General features: G+C 42.1%; 18 protein-coding genes, 1 tRNA gene and 2 pseudogenes. 9 read left to right on the plus strand and 12 right to left on the minus strand.

The genetic code is table 11. The annotated features are described in order from the left end of the window. Positions 1–6: 6 nt before the first annotated feature. The 6 genes from FCR06_RS16880 to FCR06_RS16905 form a co-directional block, all read right to left on the minus strand. The gene (locus FCR06_RS16880; protein ID WP_223280171.1) at positions 7–1,644 is read right to left on the minus strand and encodes a purple acid phosphatase family protein; all 1,638 of its coding nucleotides are present in this window, start codon (positions 1,642–1,644) and stop codon (positions 7–9) included. A 324-nt stretch (positions 1,645–1,968) separates the two neighbouring features. Next, positions 1,969–2,439 (minus strand): GAF domain-containing protein, encoded by a 471-nt coding sequence (locus tag FCR06_RS16885; protein ID WP_138501686.1) that lies wholly within the window; start codon positions 2,437–2,439, stop codon positions 1,969–1,971. A gap of 334 nt (positions 2,440–2,773) precedes the next feature. Next, positions 2,774–2,847 (minus strand) — tRNA-Pro (locus FCR06_RS16890). 113 nt (positions 2,848–2,960) lie between these two features. Beyond that, complete coding sequence (locus FCR06_RS16895; protein WP_138501687.1) at positions 2,961–3,326, minus strand: DUF1818 family protein; 366 nt, start codon at positions 3,324–3,326, stop codon at positions 2,961–2,963. Positions 3,327–3,396: 70 nt separating this feature from the next. Then, the gene (locus FCR06_RS16900) at positions 3,397–3,990 is read right to left on the minus strand and encodes a hypothetical protein (protein WP_138501690.1); all 594 of its coding nucleotides are present in this window, start codon (positions 3,988–3,990) and stop codon (positions 3,397–3,399) included. A 123-nt stretch (positions 3,991–4,113) separates the two neighbouring features. Beyond that, the gene (locus FCR06_RS16905; RefSeq protein ID WP_094351515.1) at positions 4,114–4,350 is read right to left on the minus strand and encodes a DNA-directed RNA polymerase subunit omega; all 237 of its coding nucleotides are present in this window, start codon (positions 4,348–4,350) and stop codon (positions 4,114–4,116) included. 151 nt (positions 4,351–4,501) lie between these two features. On the opposite strand from FCR06_RS16905, the gene FCR06_RS16910 reads away from it, so the two are divergent. Further along, the gene (locus FCR06_RS16910) at positions 4,502–4,921 is read left to right on the plus strand and encodes a fasciclin domain-containing protein (protein WP_138501692.1); all 420 of its coding nucleotides are present in this window, start codon (positions 4,502–4,504) and stop codon (positions 4,919–4,921) included. 110 nt (positions 4,922–5,031) lie between these two features. Here FCR06_RS16910 and FCR06_RS16915 read toward each other — a convergent pair whose 3' ends face one another. Next, entirely contained in the window at positions 5,032–6,504 is a 1,473-nt protein-coding gene (locus FCR06_RS16915; protein WP_138501694.1) for a glycoside hydrolase family 13 protein, read from the minus strand. 403 nt (positions 6,505–6,907) lie between these two features. Between FCR06_RS16915 and FCR06_RS16920 the strand changes: the two genes are divergently transcribed. After that, on the plus strand, positions 6,908–8,635 hold the full coding sequence (locus FCR06_RS16920; RefSeq protein ID WP_138501696.1) for a S8 family peptidase: 1,728 nt from the start codon (positions 6,908–6,910) through the stop codon (positions 8,633–8,635). 114 nt (positions 8,636–8,749) lie between these two features. After that, positions 8,750–9,049, plus strand: coding sequence for a hypothetical protein (locus FCR06_RS16925; RefSeq protein WP_138501698.1), 300 nt, complete (start codon positions 8,750–8,752; stop codon positions 9,047–9,049). A gap of 43 nt (positions 9,050–9,092) precedes the next feature. Here FCR06_RS16925 and FCR06_RS16930 read toward each other — a convergent pair whose 3' ends face one another. After that, a complete protein-coding gene (locus tag FCR06_RS16930; protein WP_138501700.1) occupies positions 9,093–9,413 on the minus strand; it encodes a CU044_2847 family protein in 321 nt (106 codons plus the stop codon). A gap of 2 nt (positions 9,414–9,415) precedes the next feature. On the opposite strand from FCR06_RS16930, the pseudogene FCR06_RS32725 reads away from it, so the two are divergent. The 4 genes and pseudogenes from FCR06_RS32725 to FCR06_RS16945 form a co-directional block, all read left to right on the plus strand. After that, positions 9,416–9,577 (plus strand): annotated as a pseudogene (locus tag FCR06_RS32725) (IS5/IS1182 family transposase); the annotation flags it as partial. A 434-nt stretch (positions 9,578–10,011) separates the two neighbouring features. After that, positions 10,012–11,301, plus strand: coding sequence for a glucose-1-phosphate adenylyltransferase (locus FCR06_RS16935; RefSeq protein ID WP_138501702.1), 1,290 nt, complete (start codon positions 10,012–10,014; stop codon positions 11,299–11,301). Between the two features lie 90 nt (positions 11,302–11,391). Then, positions 11,392–11,844: pseudogene (locus FCR06_RS16940) on the plus strand (AAA family ATPase). 163 nt (positions 11,845–12,007) lie between these two features. Beyond that, entirely contained in the window at positions 12,008–13,009 is a 1,002-nt protein-coding gene (locus tag FCR06_RS16945) for a DnaJ C-terminal domain-containing protein (protein WP_138501705.1), read from the plus strand. A 349-nt stretch (positions 13,010–13,358) separates the two neighbouring features. On the opposite strand, the gene FCR06_RS16950 is transcribed toward FCR06_RS16945, so the two are convergent. The 3 genes from FCR06_RS16950 to def all read right to left on the minus strand — a co-directional run bounded on the left by FCR06_RS16950 (position 13,359) and on the right by def (position 16,901). Then, a complete protein-coding gene (locus FCR06_RS16950; protein ID WP_138501708.1) occupies positions 13,359–15,824 on the minus strand; it encodes a GH116 family glycosyl hydrolase in 2,466 nt (821 codons plus the stop codon). Positions 15,825–16,122: 298 nt separating this feature from the next. Beyond that, positions 16,123–16,326, minus strand: coding sequence for a hypothetical protein (locus FCR06_RS16955; RefSeq protein WP_138501710.1), 204 nt, complete (start codon positions 16,324–16,326; stop codon positions 16,123–16,125). An 11-nt stretch (positions 16,327–16,337) separates the two neighbouring features. Then, positions 16,338–16,901 (minus strand): peptide deformylase, encoded by a 564-nt coding sequence (gene def, locus FCR06_RS16960; protein WP_138501712.1) that lies wholly within the window; start codon positions 16,899–16,901, stop codon positions 16,338–16,340. Between the two features lie 213 nt (positions 16,902–17,114). Between def and FCR06_RS16965 the strand changes: the two genes are divergently transcribed. Further along, positions 17,115–18,017 (plus strand): cell division protein FtsX, encoded by a 903-nt coding sequence (locus tag FCR06_RS16965; RefSeq protein WP_138501714.1) that lies wholly within the window; start codon positions 17,115–17,117, stop codon positions 18,015–18,017. A gap of 181 nt (positions 18,018–18,198) precedes the next feature. On the opposite strand, the gene FCR06_RS16970 is transcribed toward FCR06_RS16965, so the two are convergent. Beyond that, positions 18,199–18,441, minus strand: a complete 243-nt coding sequence (locus tag FCR06_RS16970; protein ID WP_189523461.1) for a hypothetical protein — start codon at positions 18,439–18,441, stop codon at positions 18,199–18,201. Between the two features lie 109 nt (positions 18,442–18,550). Between FCR06_RS16970 and FCR06_RS16975 the strand changes: the two genes are divergently transcribed. After that, on the plus strand, positions 18,551–19,360 hold the full coding sequence (locus FCR06_RS16975; protein WP_138501716.1) for a DUF3598 family protein: 810 nt from the start codon (positions 18,551–18,553) through the stop codon (positions 19,358–19,360). Positions 19,361–19,503 lie beyond the last annotated feature (143 nt).

The following is a 19,503-nucleotide window of genomic DNA, read 5'->3' on the forward strand; positions in this document are numbered from 1 at the left end:
AATGACTTATTTCAACTTAAATTCGTCAAACTTGACTACTTCTGAATTCGGCTTGCGAGTATCAAAACGATAACTACTAATCGTACCTGTCCCTGTATCAAAGATACTAAAAACTGTAATCTCATTACTAGCAATATAAGGGATTGCTTTACCATCTTTATCTAACAAAGGGGCAATTGTTGGCTGTATCGGTTCTAAACCATTAGGATCACCAAGCTGAACATAATCCTCTTGATAGCCAATTGGTACTTCTCGCTTTCTGTTACCCCAAGCAGCACCATAAGTATTACCAACATTAGATGTTTCTAAAAAGTGCATTCCAGTGTGACTAACAAAGCGATTCCATAAATGGGAATGTCCGTAAAATACCAATTGCACATTAGCTGCTTCTAGTAAAGGCACAACATCGCGGATAATATAATCTGCGTTTTTCGGATATTCGTAACGCACTGCTTTAATATTATTATCGCGTTCAATTATTTGTATTGAATCTGTATAAGCAGGAACTATATTATCACCCAGAGTATGTGGTGGATGATGAAACATCACAACTTTGTGTTTTGCTTGTTTAAACTCCGGACTGTTGAGTTCTGCTTTTAACCAATTATACTGTTTGCTACCTTTAGCGATTGGCTCATAAATAACCTGTCCATAACCCCAATTTTCTGGGTTATTCAAATCTTTTTCTGGTTCTTGATATCTGCCTTTTGCCTGTGTATCTAACTTGGGAGTCCGCCACATATTCGTAATGTATAGTACTATGAGGCGTACATCACCAAAGCTAACTGCATAATATCTTTTTCCCCCGTTTTGACTTGTTGGTAGAGTAAAAATTTCTTCATAGGTAACAGTATTAAAAGAATTATCTCTCAGAGATTTTTCTGGATAAAATTTTTCGGCAACTACATGAGGAATAGTATCATCAAATTCATCATCTAAACTTCCAGTTCTGGCATATCGCCCCATCACTTCATGATTACCAATGCAAGTAAATATGGGTGCATGTTGAATTATTTGCCCACCAGTGTAGATTGTCTTAACACCGTCGTGACTCATTTGATATTTAGCACGACCTTGTAAACCGGGAAACAACGCACCACCACTATTATCATCAAACCATTCCGAGGCGCGATCGCTAACATTGACCAAATCACCAGCAAACCATACCCCATCAACTCGTCCAACTGTTTCTACTACCTTTTGCAGATTTGCAGATGTCATCGGCTTTAGTTGATGATCTGAGGTTAGCAGAATTTTTAATGGTGTACCAGGTTTTGGCGTAGCTGCAAGGCTAAAAACATCACTGCTAGCAGTTTCGCCATCTTCTCGCATACTTGCAACGCGATAATTTATCCGCACACCAGGAGTTAATCCAGTTACCTCAGCTTCATGTCGCCAAATGTCACGCTGGACAGGTTTTTGATAAACTTGGCTGTCTTGGGTTTGATTTGCAACTCTTGATTTCTGGTCTTCACGTGTGCGACTGAGTTTAATTGTATTTGCCTTAGCGGTTTGTTTGAGATTTTCACCGTAGGAGACTATGTGTTGAGTACCAGCAAACTCGGTAAACCAAACTACTCGCACTGAATTTTCAGTTGGCAGTTGCAAAAATGGATCGGTCAACAAATTAGGTGCTGATATCATATTTGTTTGCCTACATGAATGCACGCTTACTAGAGTAAAGCATATAACAAGCAAAAGCATAGCCACTGAGGAGATTTTACGGCTGCTTAAGCGTTTAAGTATAAGTCGCATAGCAATTTTTAGCAGAGTGTTCGCACGAACAGAATTTTATTTTTAGCCTTTTTTGCAGCTCTAGTCTAAAATTTATCTGATTGTTGATTTGATGTTTCCTTAGGAATTAAAGGGACATTTAAAAACACAATCTGGAAATATCAACAGAGGCGATCGCAAACAAAGGACGCCTGACCTAACAAATAAGCCAGACTACTCGTTTAGCTACTCGTATTAACCGACGATTTTCCGGCTAATTGCCTCTCCAATCTGCATCAGTGTTTCTTCTTCTTGCGGAGTAAATTCGTAAGGAACCAGCTTGGCAATGCCTAAGATGCCATGCAATCTGCCATTCAGCATAAATGGCACTGCGATCGAGCCTTTCACCTTAGTTTCTTTTGCCGAAGGTCTAGCCACCCCAGATTCGTCAGTTTGCAGGTTACAAATCTGTACGGGTTGCTTGCGTTCGGCAGCGACACCGGCCATCCCTTTACCAATGGGAATTACTGTCATTTTAGGTAACAGGAATTCCGGAATGTCCTGGTGAGCCTTTAGGTGCAATAACTGGCTATCTTGCTCCAGGGTATGGATTGTGCCCGTAGAGCAGTCGAAAGCGGTCAGGATTTCGGTCAGCAGCCAATTCCAATCGATGGTAGACCCTTGGTCAGCTAAGGTATCAAAAATGGGCTTGGTATCTGAAGTCATAGTGGTAACAAATGAAGTTAGATCGTAAACGCGCAAAGTAATTAGGAAAATTCACTTGGCAGCGTCCACTTTGCCCATTTTTAGCATTTACTGTTAACCGATTGCCTTTGTTTACCCCCGCTATCGGGACATTTGGGATAAAAGGTAATTGGTAATTGCCAAGAGGTGAGCAGTTATGTTTTTGTTCCCCATTACCCATTACCCATTACCCATTCCCAACCCTCACAGATATCATAAGTATTCAACTGGACACGATATGAGACTACCAAGAAATATCCTAATTAAAAAATCTGCCAACCTTTTCAAAAGACTAGCAGATATCCTTTATTATCAATCGGAGCGGCGGGATTCGAACCCACGACCTCCACTACCCCAAAGTGGCGCGCTACCAAGCTGCGCTACGCCCCGAATACTCAATTTTAGATTTTAGATTTTGGATTTTAGCAATTATAAATCTAAGAATCTATTTATTGACTTTTGCTACTATAGCATGAAAACAAGCAAAAATCTAGATTTGAGATTTAAAAAACTTTGAGCATCCCAGTGGCTTGTAGTAAATCTGCAACAACAGAAGCATTCCATTTACCTTCTCCACATCGCCCCGTATTTAAGATGAAACGCAAACTATAGTCTTGGGGATAGCCTTCTACTTCCATCCATAATAAATCGCTTTCAGCTTCACAGGCAATTTTTTCCTCTTCCATTAATTCTGTTGCGAGTTGTTTCATGGTGTCTGCTAGCTGTGCCAGCAGACGGCAAAAATCATTCAACTCAGTTTCGGTTAACTCAATTGCCCAGTCATCTGTACCTATTAAACCTTTAAATTCAGGTGCATCGGGGTTCCAGCCAATCCGCCAACCAACTCCACTTTTGACAACGCGTTCCATAATCTAGAGACGCAATTAATCGCGTCTGTACAAGAGGTTAGAACTTATTAATTTACAACTTAAAATCCTATTATTTCAGTAATTCTGCACCTCCACCTTGGGGTGGCTGTGGGGTTGTCGGTCTAACAGGACTGGCTGTGGTGTTGGAGCGAGGGGCTGATGTAGTTTGGGAAGTAGGATTAAATATATTGACTAAAACTTGCACTAAGGTATTGCGCTGGCTGCGAGTCAGATGAGCAATGGCAGCGCGATCGCCTTCCAAAGGATTTTTTCGTAATGCATCATTTCCTGGATAGCTAGTATCGTAGATAATTTCGTTTGCACCCAGGTAATCAGCTAAAGTTAATTTCCAATCCAAGCGATAATTTGGGGCACGCCCCTTGGTATAAATGTGATATCGAATCAAGCGATTTGCTAGGGTATTATTTTCGGCAACTTTGCCATTTTCTTTGCTGATATACTTATTTTCGCGGGGAAAATCTGGCAATTTTTGGTAGACTACCTGCCAAACATCAGTAGGAGCAATTATCTGTGCCGTCCCGGGTTGGATAGCAGATAACCCTGCCAAAACAATTGAACCCACAATTAAGACAAACACTACTGCTGAGTACTGAGTTTTGAGTTGAGAAAGAACTGATTTCAAGCGAAATTTGCTGTTTTTCATAGAACAAGATTTTGGGTGTTGCTGAGTGCAAATATGAATTTGCCTGATTCAGAATTCACAACTGAGAATTTAGAACTCTTAACTTTTAACTCAGCACTCATCACTCAGCACTCATGACTATTTTTAGAGTTCGCCAATAATTTCTGGCTGAGTCAATTCATCGGACATCTCGATAATTGCCCTTAACACTGGCTTCATCATTGCATCTTCGTTACTTTCAAAGTCTTCATAACGCCGACGCTTGGCACGATTCGCCACTTGAACCGTAATGCGGTAACGATTTGAGGCTGCACTAATCAAATCCTCAGCACGATGCATAATCTGAGACTGAGTTGTCTCGAACTTAGAACGCTTTAGCATAATCAGTGGTTCTTGGGGTCATTATCCAGTGTAACAGCACTAAATCACTCTGCTAGTGTCTATTCAATTGCCAGCAACCTTTCTGTTGATAGAGGCTAAGAGTATTTTAGTCACTTTATAAGTAACTTATAGTATTATGTAATGCACCCTCATGGCTGACCTTGTGGAAACTGCGATCGCAGCAGGAAATTTCGATACACTGATAAAGGCTGTTAAAGCTGTAGACTTCATAGAAGTTCTCAAAAGTCCTGGTTCTTGGACACTTTTTGCACCTACTGACGAAGCTTTTGCTAATTTGCCAGAGGGAACTTTAGATTCGTTACTACAAGACATTCCCAAGCTCAAGAAAATTGTGGCGTATCATGTTGCCAGTGGAGATGTTAGGTCTGATGACTTGGTACAGATTAATGAAGCAGAGACGCTTGAAGGGTCAATTCTAGCTATTGAATCTGTCGATGGCAAAATCCAGGTGAATGGCGCCAATGTCATTAAAACAGACATTTTGGCCGACAATGGCGTCATCCATATTATTGATGCAGTGTTAATGCCTGCAATGGTAGCAGGGAAGTAAGGGCATGGGGAATAGAAAGAGGCAGGGGGCAGAGGGCAGAGGAAAAAACTTTTCTCCCCATCTCCCCTTATCCCCACAGGGTGCCCCATCTTCCCCATCTCCTCATATCGTTACTCCCTACTCCCTAGCCCCAAAATGCAACCACTTCGTTCGGGAATAGTTAACGACAACTGGGGAGTTTCTCCTTCAGTATTCCACTCAACTTCAGCACTACCATATAAGAGCTTGTTGGGTTGAGTATGTAAACTAGCGATATCTACATTTGCTGTCGCCGAACTTGTCCCAGCGTTGACGCCAATTATCAATTCTTCTTGCTCCAAAGTTCGCGCGAAAATGTAAAGTTGTCCTTGAGCATAGAGGACTTGGTAATCACCTGTACGCAATGCTGGGTAAGTGTGGCGGAGGGCAATTAATTGCTGATGAGTATTGAAAATTTCTTGATTCCAGTTGGTCTGTAAAGGAAAACTACGACGTGAGTCTGGGTCTATGCCGCCAGGTAAGCCAACTTCATCACCATAGTAGATGCTGGAAGCACCAGGAAAGGTGAGTAATAGTAGAGTTGATAATTCTACACTAGGCACATCACCACCCGCAATGGTCATTAATCGGGCTGTATCGTGACTTGCCAACAAATTAAGTTGAGTCAGCTGAATTTCCCAAGGATAAAGTTCGAGTAATTCTTGAATTTTAGTGCCGTACTCAGCAGCGAATAAGGGTGGATAAGGTTTATAGTCGCGGCTTTGCACTTGTTCTAAGACTACGCGATCGCCAGCTGCAAAGGCAATTGTCGGCCCAGCAAACAGATAATTCATCACCCCGTCAAATTGCGTTCCATCCAACCACTGGCGGGAATCTCCCCAGACTTCGCCGACAATGTAAGCTTCGGGATTGATTGCCTTAACGCGATCGCGAAATTCTTGCCAAAAACCAGGAGTTCTTATTTCAAATGGTACATCCAATCGCCAACCATCAATGCCGAATTTAATCCAATGTTCGGCAATTTCCATAATGTATTCCCGCACTTCTGGGTTATCGTGGTTAAATTCTGGCAAGGCGCGATTTCCCGCCCAACCCACGTAGTTAGCAGGAAATTCCCCATTGTATGCTGAAACAGGCCAGCCTTCTACTTTGAACCAATTTACCCAAGGAGAATAGGGGCCATTCTCTAGAACGTCATGGAAAAAGAAAAAGCCCCGGCTAGAATGGTTGAATACCCCATCTAGAACAACTTTAATATTCCGTTGATGGGCTGCGTCGAGCAGTTCCTTAAAAGCCTCGTTACCCCCCAGCATTGGGTCAACTTGGTAATAATCGTGGGTATGATAGCGGTGGTTGCTGGCGGATTGAAAAATCGGTGTGAAATAAATCGCATTTATCCCCAGATCCTTGATGTAGTCTAAATCCTCCACAATACCCCATAAGTCACCGCCTTTATACCCTTGCAGTGTTGGCATAGCGTCCCAATCTTCCCAACGGGCTTCATGTAACAGGCGTTTACGTGGCTTTTTGCTTCTAGCAAAGCGGTCTGGAAAGATTTGGTAGAAAACAGCGTGCTTCACCCAGTCTGGTGTTTGAATTTGCATGAATAACTCTCAGTGGCTTCAGAAGCGATCGTTGCAAATATTAGCTTCTTTATGACTCTTACTTATGATAGAAAATTCGGCATGGGGCATTGGCTATGAAAAAATTATTCGTTATTTTTTTATTTACAATTTTTATGTGTTTGATAAGTGAATATTATCAGTATCTATGATTTTTTGGTCAAAAATTATTCCCAAATTGATTAATTGTATTGATATAAATAATAAATATTAATAATTTTTCAATTAACTTTGTCCGTAATCACTCAGACAATTACTGGATTAATTTTATAGATTATGAGTTATATCCAGTTGCATTCAATCGAAGTCCTAAAAAAGGAAGTTAAGATTCAAAATATCTTGACTTTTGACTCTTCGTTCCCAAAAAATTAAATTTGAGGCCAAAATGAGGTACGAAAAACTTTCTCCGGGATTACTTTTAGCATTTGAGGATTATCAAAACGAAGGAGAAGAAGCTTTAGTCACACATAGGCGATCGCTTGGTATTATTGCCCACAAAAGCACTGTTAAGCCGACTAAGAGCGTCGTTTTTATCTACTGTGACCCCAATGCAGACTTGAGTCATCTATTACAATATAATATTGAAGTTAATCAAGATTCAGGTAGTGTCCGCACAGCTTTTTTACCAATAGATGCTTTAGATATTTTATCTGAAGAAGATGCAATCCAACGAATTAAACCATCACGTAAATTGTATTTGCGGATGGATGTTGCACCGGAAAAAGTCAAACTACCAGAGTTTAAAAATCAGAGTGGACTGACTGGCAAGGGTGTAATTGTTGGCATTATAGATAGTGGCATTGACCCGAAACACCCGGCTTTTGCTGGACGGATTTTACACATTTGGGATCAAACCCTGCCAGGTCCAGGAGTAACAGAAGGCCCCTATGGGGCTGAATTTACCGCAGCACAACTGACAATTTCTCAGGATACTGACGGTCATGGTACCCACGTTGCTGGAATTGCCGCTGGTGCTGATGCTACCTATAGCGGCGTGGCACCAGAGGCGGAATTAGTTGTCGTCAGGTCAGACATGCAAGATGCCCACATTGCCGATGGCGTTCGTTACATTTTTCGAGTTGCTAAGGAATTGGGACGCCCAGCAGTAGTAAATCTGAGTTTGGGTGGACACGCTGATGCTCATGACGGTAGCGATTCTTTATCAAAAGTTATTGATGCCGAAACCGGCCCTGGAAGAATTGTTTGCTGTGCTGCGGGTAACGAAGGAAGCATCAATATTCATGGTCAAGCAACAATACCCAGTGGACGCACTCGTGGGATGCGCTTTAATGTTCCTCTGAATCAATTAGGCATAGTTTGGCTAAACGGTTGGTATTTCAAAGACAGTGAGTTAGAAGTGTCGCTACGGAGTCCCAACGGTTTTGTCACTCCCTTCCAAAAAATCATTACTGATGGCAATCCTACACAAGATTACCAGTTACCGGATGCACAGGTACAAATCGTCACACCAGGCCCGGATCAAATTAACGGCGACCATAACTTCTTTGTACAAATACGTGGTAATGGCCCTTCCCAAGTAATGGGAGGTATTTGGCAACTGCGCTTACGCAATGCTTCTGCAACTGACACACGTGTGGATGTGTGGACATTAGATGATATGTCATCAGTGTTTTTTACAGGAAAAAGCATCAAGGATGCGCTAAAAATTGGTTCGCCGGGAGCCGCTAGCAGTGCCGTTACAGTTGCGGCTTACACTACAAAAGCTAAATATACAGATATTGATAACCAAGTGCGAGAAATCGGCTTAGATTTGGATACTATTTCCGAATTCAGTAGTGAAGGGCCTCTACGCAATGATGCCCAAAAGCCCGATATAGCTGCACCAGGAGCGATGATTGTTTCCACACTTTCTGCTGATGCCAATTCTGCTCGTTCATCAATGATTAATTCTAAATTTGTGGCAATGGCTGGTACGAGTATGGCAACACCTTTCGTGACTGGGTTAGTAGCACTATTGTTACAACGCAATCCTCAACTTGATCCAGCTACTTTGAAAGATTTGCTACGTAAAAATAGTGCGATTCCCAGAAAACCCGCAGGCACATTTGATGACAAATGGGGTTATGGACTGATTAATACTCTAAATCTGTAATTAGGCTGAAAAAGGTAGATATTATTTCTGTACAAGGGTAGGCGATAAAAACCCATAAATTTGATAATTTAGGGTAGGCGAAAATTGCTTACCTTGTTTACTAAGGAATTGCCAATGAATTATCAAAAACTAGATGCTGCCCTTGCTACAGCATTGAATGATGTTCAAGATCCACAAGAAACTAGTTTGGGGGTTTTTATCCATACTGAACCAACTTTAAACTCTGCTGCAACTGCTGTCTTAGAAAGTCTAGGCGTTAGTGGTGTTATCAGTGGCAAAAATATTTTTACGGCAACACTGTCAGCAAACGCCATTTCCCAGTTGTCAGAGAAACCTTGGGTAAAGTATTTGAAGCGATCGCAGCAATTGCATTTGGTTAATAGGAGAATAAATACACCGAAGTTAGGTGTTTAATAGACATTGGTTAACCGTACATTGTAGGGATAATTTTTTGCGGTTAGTGTAAATTAGGTTGTTGTTTTTCTGTAAACTTACACTTCACCTCTATTTGCAGATTACTTTCAGCTGAACCTTCGGTAATGTAAGGAATACCTGCTTTGCCACCCAACTTAATGCCAAATGTAAGTTTTACCTCTTCAATCTCGGCAGTATTAAAGTCTTTAGAAGCACTAAGAGCATAGATAGTATAAGCACGAATCATTTGACGAGCTTGTTGCATCCGAGCGATCGCATCTGTTCGTACATCCTTGTATTCTATGCCATCATCCTTCTCCTCAATTTCCGAACTTATTTCGGTAGCTGTGACGTTAATCTCAATGTTCTTTGTCCGAAACCGCTATGTTTAGACTCAAAACTATCTTTGGGGGTCGCTTACGGCGACGAGCTTTTAACACTCAAGCTGTTGAGTTACTTCTGCAATGTGCTGCTCTTAACCGCATGATTCACTTGGGCAAACCGGATAGTTACAAAGCGGAAAACTAATTTACCACTTTTTTGAGAAAGGTGTGTCTTTTTTCTGTTTCATGCAACAAAGCCCCCGAGAATTAGAAGCTAACAACGTGAAAAAAGGTTCAAAAGACACACACTAATAGCACCCCTATATAACGTGAGAATCTTTCTCCTAAAGGTAAATAGGCAAATATAAGCAAAAGTTGGGAAATGATCGCTAGAGGTTCAATTAATTTTAGGTTGAGTGTCATAATCTTTGAAAGTTGACAGTTTGTCAAAGCAGTCTAGCGATCGCCTCCCCATTCCTCATACCAATTAATACAAATGTTCTCCTTATCAGCCTCACTATCGATCACCAGCAGCATTCTGTAAAATTCATCCCAAAGAATCAGATTATCCCCCTTACCTGTGGTGGCAGACAGTCCTAAACTTAAGATGAGAGTTGAAAGGCAGTCAGGAGAAATTTTGTGAAAAAAGTATTATCAATCATTCTTGGTGGTGGCGCGGGGACGCGTCTTTATCCACTAACCAAGCTTCGTGCTAAACCAGCAGTACCAGTAGCAGGGAAATACCGTTTAATCGATATCCCTGTTAGTAACTGCATAAATTCCGAATTATTCAAAATCTATGTCCTGACACAATTCAACTCAGCTTCTCTGAATCGTCACATCGCTCGTACCTATAACTTTACCGGCTTCAATGAAGGGTTTGTGGAAGTGCTAGCCGCACAACAAACACCAGAAAACCCTAATTGGTTCCAAGGTACAGCCGATGCTGTACGTCAGTACCTATGGTTAATGGAAGAATGGGATGTAGAAGAATATCTAATTCTCTCAGGCGATCATCTCTACCGCATGGATTATCGCCAGTTTATCAACCGCCATAGAGAAACGGGGGCTGATATCACTCTCTCAGTCATTCCCATCGATGAGCGCCGCGCCTCAGATTTTGGCTTGATGAAAATTGACGATTCTGGTAGGGTAATCGATTTTAGTGAAAAACCCAAAGGTGAAGCGTTACGCCAAATGCAAGTTGATACAAGTGTACTGGGATTATCAAAAGAACAAGCCCAGCAACAGCCTTATATCGCCTCAATGGGGATTTATGTCTTTAAAAAAGAGGTTTTGTTCAAGTTGTTAAGAGAGGGTGTAGAAAGGACTGATTTCGGCAAAGAAATTATTCCTGATGCTTCTAAAGATTACAACGTTCAAGCTTACCTTTTTGATGACTACTGGGAAGATATTGGAACAATTGATGCATTTTATCATGCCAATTTAGCCCTGACTCAGCAGCCCCAGCCACCCTTTAGTTTCTACGATGAAGAAGCACCAATTTATACCCGCGCTCGTTACTTGCCTCCAAGTAAACTATTAGATTGCCAAATCACAGAATCAATTATTGGTGAAGGTTGCATTTTAAAAAATTGCCGCATTCAACATTCAGTTTTGGGAGTGCGATCGCGCATTGAATCTGGCAGCATCATCGAAGAATCTTTGCTTATGGGTGCAGACTTTTATCAAGCTTCTGTAGAACGCCAATGTAACGTTGAAAAAGGTGACATCCCTGTAGGTATTGGTACTGACTCAATTATTCGGCGTGCCATCATCGATAAAAACGCCAGTATCGGTCACGATGTCAAAATTATCAATAAAGATAACGTTCAAGAAGCTGACCGTGAAAGTCAAGGTTTCTACATCCGTAGTGGTATCGTTGTCGTGCTAAAAAATGCTGTAATTCCTGATGGAACAATCATTTAATAGTTAAGAGTTAGGAGTTATGAATAAAATTCTTAACACTCCTGACTCCTCACTTCTGACTTGTGACTTTTAACTCCTCACTCCTCACTTTTGTTACTGATTGGTTTTCCAGCTAGTGGGAAGTCAACTATAGCAAAACAATTACTGGCAGAATGTCCCCAGATACACCTGATTTCCACGGATGTCATTTGGGGACAATTATTCGGTTCCTATGGCTATTGAGGGATAGTGGTTGCTGATTTGGCGACAAGTGGAACAGCAATTTCAACAAGCTATTTCTATAAAAAATACGGCAATCTATCCTACCAACGTCCGGCGACGCAATCGCCGTTAGGTTATTTTCTTAGCGCCTCACTTGGGTTTTACCTAACATGACTGAAATTTGGGTGAATACACCAGTTTGGTTGTGTTTGGCACGCAATCAAAGGCGAGAACGTCAAGTGGGTAGAAAAAATCATCTTGCGGATACACCATTAACTCAGGAATGCCCACCCAAGCCTGGAACAAGGACTAGACAAGCTGATGCATTTTCCAGAAACTTGAGGGTACGGAAATTGCGATCGTCCAGCGAGCAAGAACCACACTTGATTTTCTATATTCTTTGTTAATTTAAAATCAGATTATTTTGCTTGGCATTATACCTGGCAAACAGGCACATCTGTATATCTGAAAAAACATAAGGCTAATTTTTATAGGAGGCTGGTAGATGGCTGCAACGGACTTTAAAGACTATTACGCAATTTTGGGAGTTAGTAAGACTGCCACTCAAGAGGAAATTAAACAAGCCTTTCGCAAACTAGCCCGCAAATATCATCCTGATGTTAATCCAGGCAACAAGCAGGCAGAAGCACGCTTCAAAGAAATTAACGAAGCTTACGAAGTTGTCTCAGACCCCGACAAACGCAAAAAATACGACCAATTCGGTCAATATTGGAAACAAGCGGGTCAAGGTTTCCCATCTGGCGGCGCTGGTGTCGATATGGGCGGTTTTGACTTCAGTCAATACGGCAATTTTGATGAGTTTATTAATGAGTTGCTAGGACGCTTTGGTGGTAGTGGTAGCCCTCGCGGTGGGCGACAAAGTTACTCTTACCGCACTTCCACAGGTGCGCCAAGTGGTTTTGGCGGGGGCTTTAACGATTTTGGGTTTCAAGACCCAGGCGCTAGTACTGTCCAGGATAGTGAAGCTGCGATCACTTTGACTTTTGGTGAAGCATTTGGTGGTGTGCAAAAGCGCTTTAGTTTAGGTAATGAAACAATTGATGTTCGCATCCCAGCTGGGGCTAAAACTGGTACTCGCCTACGCGTCCGGGGTAAAGGTCAATTCAACCCCATGACTCAACAACGGGGAGATTTATATTTAAAAGTCGAACTTCAACCACACTCGTTTTTCCAATTTGAAGGCGATAATCTGGTTTGTGAAGCGCCAATTACCCCAGATGAAGCAACGCTAGGAGCATCGATTGATGTACCTACTCCTGAAGGTATGGTTAATGTCAAGCTACCAGCAGGGGTGCGTTCTGGACAATCGCTGCGTTTACGTGGCAAAGGCTGGCCTCTTGCCAAGGGTGGGCGCGGGGATCAGTTGGTGAAGGTGGCGATCGTACCACCAAAAGAACTCAGCCAACAAGAGCGGGAATATTATGAAAAAATCCGGGCTATACGTACGTATAATCCTCGCAGTCATTTACAACAAGTTAAGCTGTAAGAAAAATTATTATAAAGTACCTAGTCTGCCTATAGTGTTGACATCGTGCCTATAGGCAACGGCTTATAGCCTGGATTTTCTGATCTCATTTTCGCCACGACAATAGACTTAAGGGCTTGAATTACCTCTGGAGTAGCTTTAGGAGCTTGCTATGTAGGACGTGCTATCAAGCGATCGCACTAAGCACTTAATTTCAGGCGATCGCTTAAACAAATGCCTACTCTTGGTAACCATATTACTACTAACGAATAAGAGGAAATACCACAGAAAACTCCAGTGATAAATCTGGAAATTCTGGAACATAACCCTCTTGCATCGCTCTCGTGAGAGAATAACAATTAAAATTCAGTTATTTTCCTAAATGAGGATAGGGTATAGTTGCTAAATTAGACACTAAATAAATTCCCCAGATTGCCATTGCTCGCAGGTAAGTGCAAGCGCGAAAAGTGCCAGCTGCGGTGATAGCTTCAGGTGTGCGAAATTGTAGTCCATTGTCGTAAATTTGCTGCACCACAGCTTGCGTTAACTTTAATGCTTCATCTTTCATTCCCATCTGCACAAGAAAAGCCGCCAAGCCAAAGTTTATTCCTGTCCAAACTTCTAAGGGATGAGTCGCTTGGGGATTTTCTGGAGAACCGTCAGGACGAACACCATTAGCAGCACCAAACTGACCATCGCAGAATTTTAAAAAGCAGGCATCATAAACAGTTTTCAGGGCACAGAGGGCGCGATCGCTCGGTACAATATCAGGTAATCCTAACAAACGGGCGTAGAACTGTCCGCATAATTGATCTGCCATCACCACATCAGAACCACTTTCACTATCAAGTCGATAATATTGTCCGTTCCAGAGTTTTTCTTCATAGATTGGGCGGGATTGTTCTAACCAAGCTTCATAGGTGGATTTTTGAAGCGCTAAGTCTTGGCGATCGCCAAGGTTTTTTTCTAACAAAATATTACTGATGGCGATCGCAGCTTCTAGTGCTGCTAACCATAATCCTCCACAATAGGCGCTGACACCTTGTAACCGCCAATCATCAAATGTTTGGTCAGGCGCACCAGAATTTTCTGGAATCCCATCGCCATCTAAGTCAAAAGTTTTTAGGTAGTTAAGGGTTTGAACGACCGCATTCCAGCAGTCTGCTAAAAATTCGACATCCTTAGCACCCGTAAGCAGAAAATCTCGGTATACCTGCAATACAAAATCACTACTTAAATCTTTCCATAAATTGCAGTCTTGATAGCTGGTGTAATTAGTTTTTTCCCAAACGTGTTCATTCGGTGCGCCTAAATCGTGGGGTGTTGCACCAGCGGCTTTACGGACAGCAAGGGGACTTTCGGCTTTGATTGTCATGTAATAGCCAATGATTCGGGGAGTTTCATCACCTTGAGGAATTGCCCGTGCAAATGCCCGTATCACTGACTTTTCCAATTCTGGAAACAGCATCAGCAAAGCAAAAGAACCATACAACCGCACATCTAGACTTTCATACCAACGGTAATCTAAGCACTCTAGCACTGCAAACTGACCGATGGGGTCAAGTTTTGATGCCGAACTCCAGAGAGTACCACCACTGGTGAGGTCGTAAAGCTCATTAAATAACGCCATTTTGAACCAAGAAGGTAAATCTTGAGCCTCGAGAATGGGTTGTTGCCAATTTTGAATTTGCGATCGCCAGGTTTGATATTGTTCTAAAGCAGTGGATGCGATCGCCCAAGCATTACTACCATCTTTACCAAAAAAGTCTGTATATCTGCGATAATAATTTATTCCGGCGGCAAATTCCGTAATCGGCAAATCCCAAGCTAAGACAAAGGGGATTTCTAGAGTTTCGCCTGGTTGGAGAGTAAAACGAAGGGCGATCGCAGCTCCTAGTTGTGTATTTTCTGTTGCTGGAGTTGTGTTTTGATAATTAGGTAAAGAACCATCTTGGGCAAAGGTTTGCCACACATCTTCACCCGTACCAACGCTATTCCAGTGGGTGTGATAAAATACTTCTGCTTGGGGATGTTTTAACGTCGCAATACACCAAGTTCCATCCCCTTCTTGTAAAGATTTTTCACTCGCAACTCGACTTAAAATACAACCAAATTGTTCAGCATTTTCAACAAGCTGATTATAGTTTCCTTGACTTTCACGCCAGCGTGGTTGGTATTCATAAACTGGACTACCATCATCGCGTACCCGCACTTGAGGAGATTTGAGAGCATTGGTAAACCAGCCCACCATATTTTCCCACGTAAGCATGATGCTGAGAGTAATAGGTGCATTTGTGGGGTTGTGAGCATTGCAAACGAATACCGCTACAGGGTAGCTAGTTTCTTGGTAATTGGCTGCCCACACAGGGGAAAATTGTTCACAAGTCAACTGTGCTTGGAAAACATTTTCATACACGAACCAGCTACGAGGATATAAAGCATGATATTCGCCAGTTTGGTGTTGATTGATGGAATTAACTTCTCCCCTGTCCTTACTTACTGGATACCATTGCCATGCGCTGAGAGTACCATCCTCAGGTGCTTGGGTAGACAAAGCGTAGGCTTGGGAAGATGTACCATAGGACTCAAATACACTAAATTGACAGGCGGGGGCGTTTTTGAAGATATGCTCACCACCATCGATGTGCCATAAATTAAAGTCTCCCCGCGAAGAACGACCAATGCAACCTGCGCCAAAGCCACCTAATGGCATACCATGCCAAGGGCCATCATCAAGATTACTTGCGTAGCGGACAGTATAGGGCTTGTCCCAACCTAAACCAATGGGACGACTCCAAGTGCAAGAGGGAATTTTTGCAGAGAATTGATTTGTCATCGCCTGATGTCACAGCGTGCAGTTACGTCAATGAAGACTAGCGCGATGTACAATTTTTATCAAGTAGCATTACCAAAAACGTTGTGATTGCGTCGTTTGACTTGCTTCGGACAGATGACGGGTGATTTACCGGACATCATATCACTTACAAAAAAACGATTTTAACTAGGCTAGAAAGTTAATCGTAGGATGCTTTAAGCTTTAGCGGGGAGAAGAATATATATCACAGAAATAAAAGGTAAAAGGATGAATTTAGTATTTTTAGTTCATCCATTTACCTTTTTTATGTACCTGATGCTTATTTCATGTTAGCCCTTGCGTCCCTCACTGCGGCAAAGAAAAATAATCCTGTGAGTGGAATACTCAATCCGAGGATAATTGCCGTGGTTGTGACACCTAGATCTGGTTGTCCGTAACCGAGTTCAAAAATCGAACCTACGGCTGCGATCGCACTTACACAACAACCACCCAGAAACAAACCGCTTTTTGGAGTTAAATACACTACTGAGTCCCCTATGCTACTGGTTTCACCGCTTGGTACGAGAAACCATTTTTAGATAGCTCCTGAGCTAAAGTCAAGGAGTTTTCCACACGGTCTACAAATACCACGCCGTTGAGGTGATCCATTTCGTGCTGAATGCAGCGTCCTAAGAGGTCATTAGCCTTTAAAATTTTGGGACGACCATACTCGTCTTTATAGGCAATTTCCACGACTTCAGGGCGCTTGACATCTAGGTATACATTGGGAATGCTTAAACATCCTTCTTGGGCAACCGAGATGTCGCGGCTGACTTGTTTAATTATGGGGTTAATCAGCACCAAAGGGTGATTAGCTGCGTTTTCTGGTTCCAGGTCAATGACGATTAGTTGTTTGTGAATTCCCACTTGGGGTGCAGCCAAACCAATGCCATCTTTGCTGTACATCGTTTGCAGCATTTCGCGCACTATTCGGCGGAGTTCGTCATCAACTTTAGAAATCCGCTTAGCAGCTTGACGCAGCACGCGATCGCCTAAATAATGAAGCTCCAAAGGCGGATTTTTTAACTTTTTTTTCTCAACAGCTATTTCAGAAGGCATGAGTCTTGATGGCTAGATAGTGAAAATTCCTACTACTCTAATTCTATCAAGCTGGGGAGATGGGGAGGTGGGGAACTTGGGGCCCCCACGTTGGCAAAGCGGGGCAAAGCCCAGTGGGGATTAGGGGAGATAGGGGGGTGGGGAGTGCTGAATTCTGAATTGTGAGTTATCAATTATGAATTCTGACTTCTAACTTTTTGACTAGGGTGATTTGTGTTGAAATCTCTCACCAAACTTGACTATCTGCTCAAAGAAACTTTTCTTGGTTTACTGCGGGGAGGTTGGATGAATTGGGCAGCTGTCAGCACTGTGACAGTGTTGTTATTTTTATTTGGCTTGAGTTTGCAAACTTCTTGGCAAGTCGAAAAACTTCTCTACCAGTTCGGTAGCCAGCTAGAAGTATCAGTTTATCTCGAACCGGATATGCAAGCCCAAAGCATTGAGCCACTGATAGCAAAAATGCCAGAGGTAACGGCGATACAAAGAATTACTAAGGAGGAAGCTTGGAGTAAGTTAGTTAAAGAAATGAGAATTTCGGATATTCAGGGTGTTACGCAACAGCTAGGGGAGAATCCTTTGGTTGATGAAATTAAGGTGAAAGCGCGTAATTCTCAAGTAGTACCAACTTTAGCAACCCAGCTGGCTAAATTACGGGGAGTAGATACGGTGCAGTATATTGATGAGGCAGTCAAACGGATTGCTCAGTTACACCAAGGTCTAAATTGGATTAGTTTAACAATTACAATTATTTTGACTGTAACAGCGATCGCCGTGACTACCACCACAATTCGCTTAATTGTCATGGCGCGACGCCAGGAAATTGAGATTATGCAACTAGTGGGAGCAACTTCTATTTGGATTTACCTCCCATTCATTTTACAAGGAATTACTTTTGGTTTAGTTGGTGGTGCGATCGCTTGGAGTTTTATTTCTGTGATTCAACAGTTTCTCGGTAAATTGCTAGTTAATCAACCTGAGTTTATCCAAGTTATCACCAACGGAGTACAACTTACTCCAGCCCAAATTTTATTATTGCCCGTAATTCTCTTGAGCTTCGGTGCCACGGTAGGATTAATAGGTAGCTTATTTGCTGTCAGACGTTTTGCCAAAGGATAGTCATTTGTCGTTCGTCGTTTGTCCTTTGAGTAGCCTAGTCTTGTCTAGGTGATACCAATTTGAAAAAAGAATGCGACAGATACATACTTCTAAACCTTTGTTCTGTCTGGCTTTCTTAATGCGTGAACTTTGTTAGCGCAGTAAGCCGTGTCCGCGTCCCTTGCGCATCTCGTAGAGAGCGTCATTTTGAATTGGTATAAGTTGGGATGAGATTACAATTTCTACTCTTTTGAGCTTCTGAACTCGGAACTTCGACCTCTGAACTCGGAACTTCGACCTCTGAACTGGAAACTTCGACCTCTGAACTCGGAACTTCGACCTCTGAACTCGGAACTTCGACCTTTGAACTCGGAACTTCGACCTCTGAACTGGAAACTTCGACCTCTGAACTGGAAACTTCGACTTCTGAACTCGGAGTTTTCAATTTTTTTAAAAAACAACTGAAGTTTTAAATTCAACGAATTTGAAATTAAACCTATATATCAACTTGACAAGACTAACCAATTGACATACTCACAAAGGACAAAATCGCTATGAAATCACAATGGGAATGTTTTCTGCAAAATCTCGGTGTGTGGGAAGGTTCATTTGCTGGTATTTCTCCCCAAGGTACACTTCTAGACGATACTCCTAGCCGTCTTTCCCTAGAAGGTTTGAACAATAACGAGACAGTACGGCTAACTCTGTCCCGTTCGGAAAAAAATGATTTAGTTAGAGAATATAGTTCCTTAGGCCGGAGTTTGCTGTTTTTTGAAAATGGGTCATTTTCTGAAGGTGTAATTCAGATCGGACCATTTTCCGAATTTGGAGCAGAATTCGCTTTTGTTCATGAAAATCGCCGCTTACGTTTTGTGCAACTGTTTGATAAGAGCAGTCAGTTCAATAAATTAGTTTTAATCAGAGAACATCTAGCTGGAACCCCAGCAGCAGAACGCCCACCTTTGCAGTTAGATGACTTGTTAGGAGAATGGCAAGGCCAAGCAGTGACAATATATCCAGATTGGCGATCGCCTGATACTTACTCTACAACTCTAAAATTACAATTAGATGATACTGGGCGATTAATTCAAAGTACTTTTTTTGGAGAACGCACAATTACCTCAACTGGTAGCATCAAAGGTTCTATCGTTCTGTTTGATGAAAATCCCGAAAAGCAGATACAAGTATTACTACTACCTGATGGCGGTTCTATAGTTTCACCACTAAAGGTGCAATTACGTCAACCTTTATTTTTGGAAGCGGGTTGGTTAATCCAACCAAACCTCCGCCAGCGGATGATTCGTAGCTATAACGAGAAAGGCGAATGGGTTAGCCTGACATTAGTTACTGAAGAAAGAAGGTAAAATGCGATCGCAGTTGCTTATTGGATTACTTGGCATTTCCGATCTCAATCATAGTATAAATACTTAAAAATTGTTCGGAAATTTGTCTATGCTATGCCTAAAGATACAAGCTTTTTAGCAGTAGTTTGTGTGAATCTCAATTG

The sequence above is a fragment of the Nostoc sp. PA-18-2419 genome (genome assembly GCF_005869855.1).
Lineage (GTDB): Bacteria > Cyanobacteriota > Cyanobacteriia > Cyanobacteriales > Nostocaceae > Nostoc.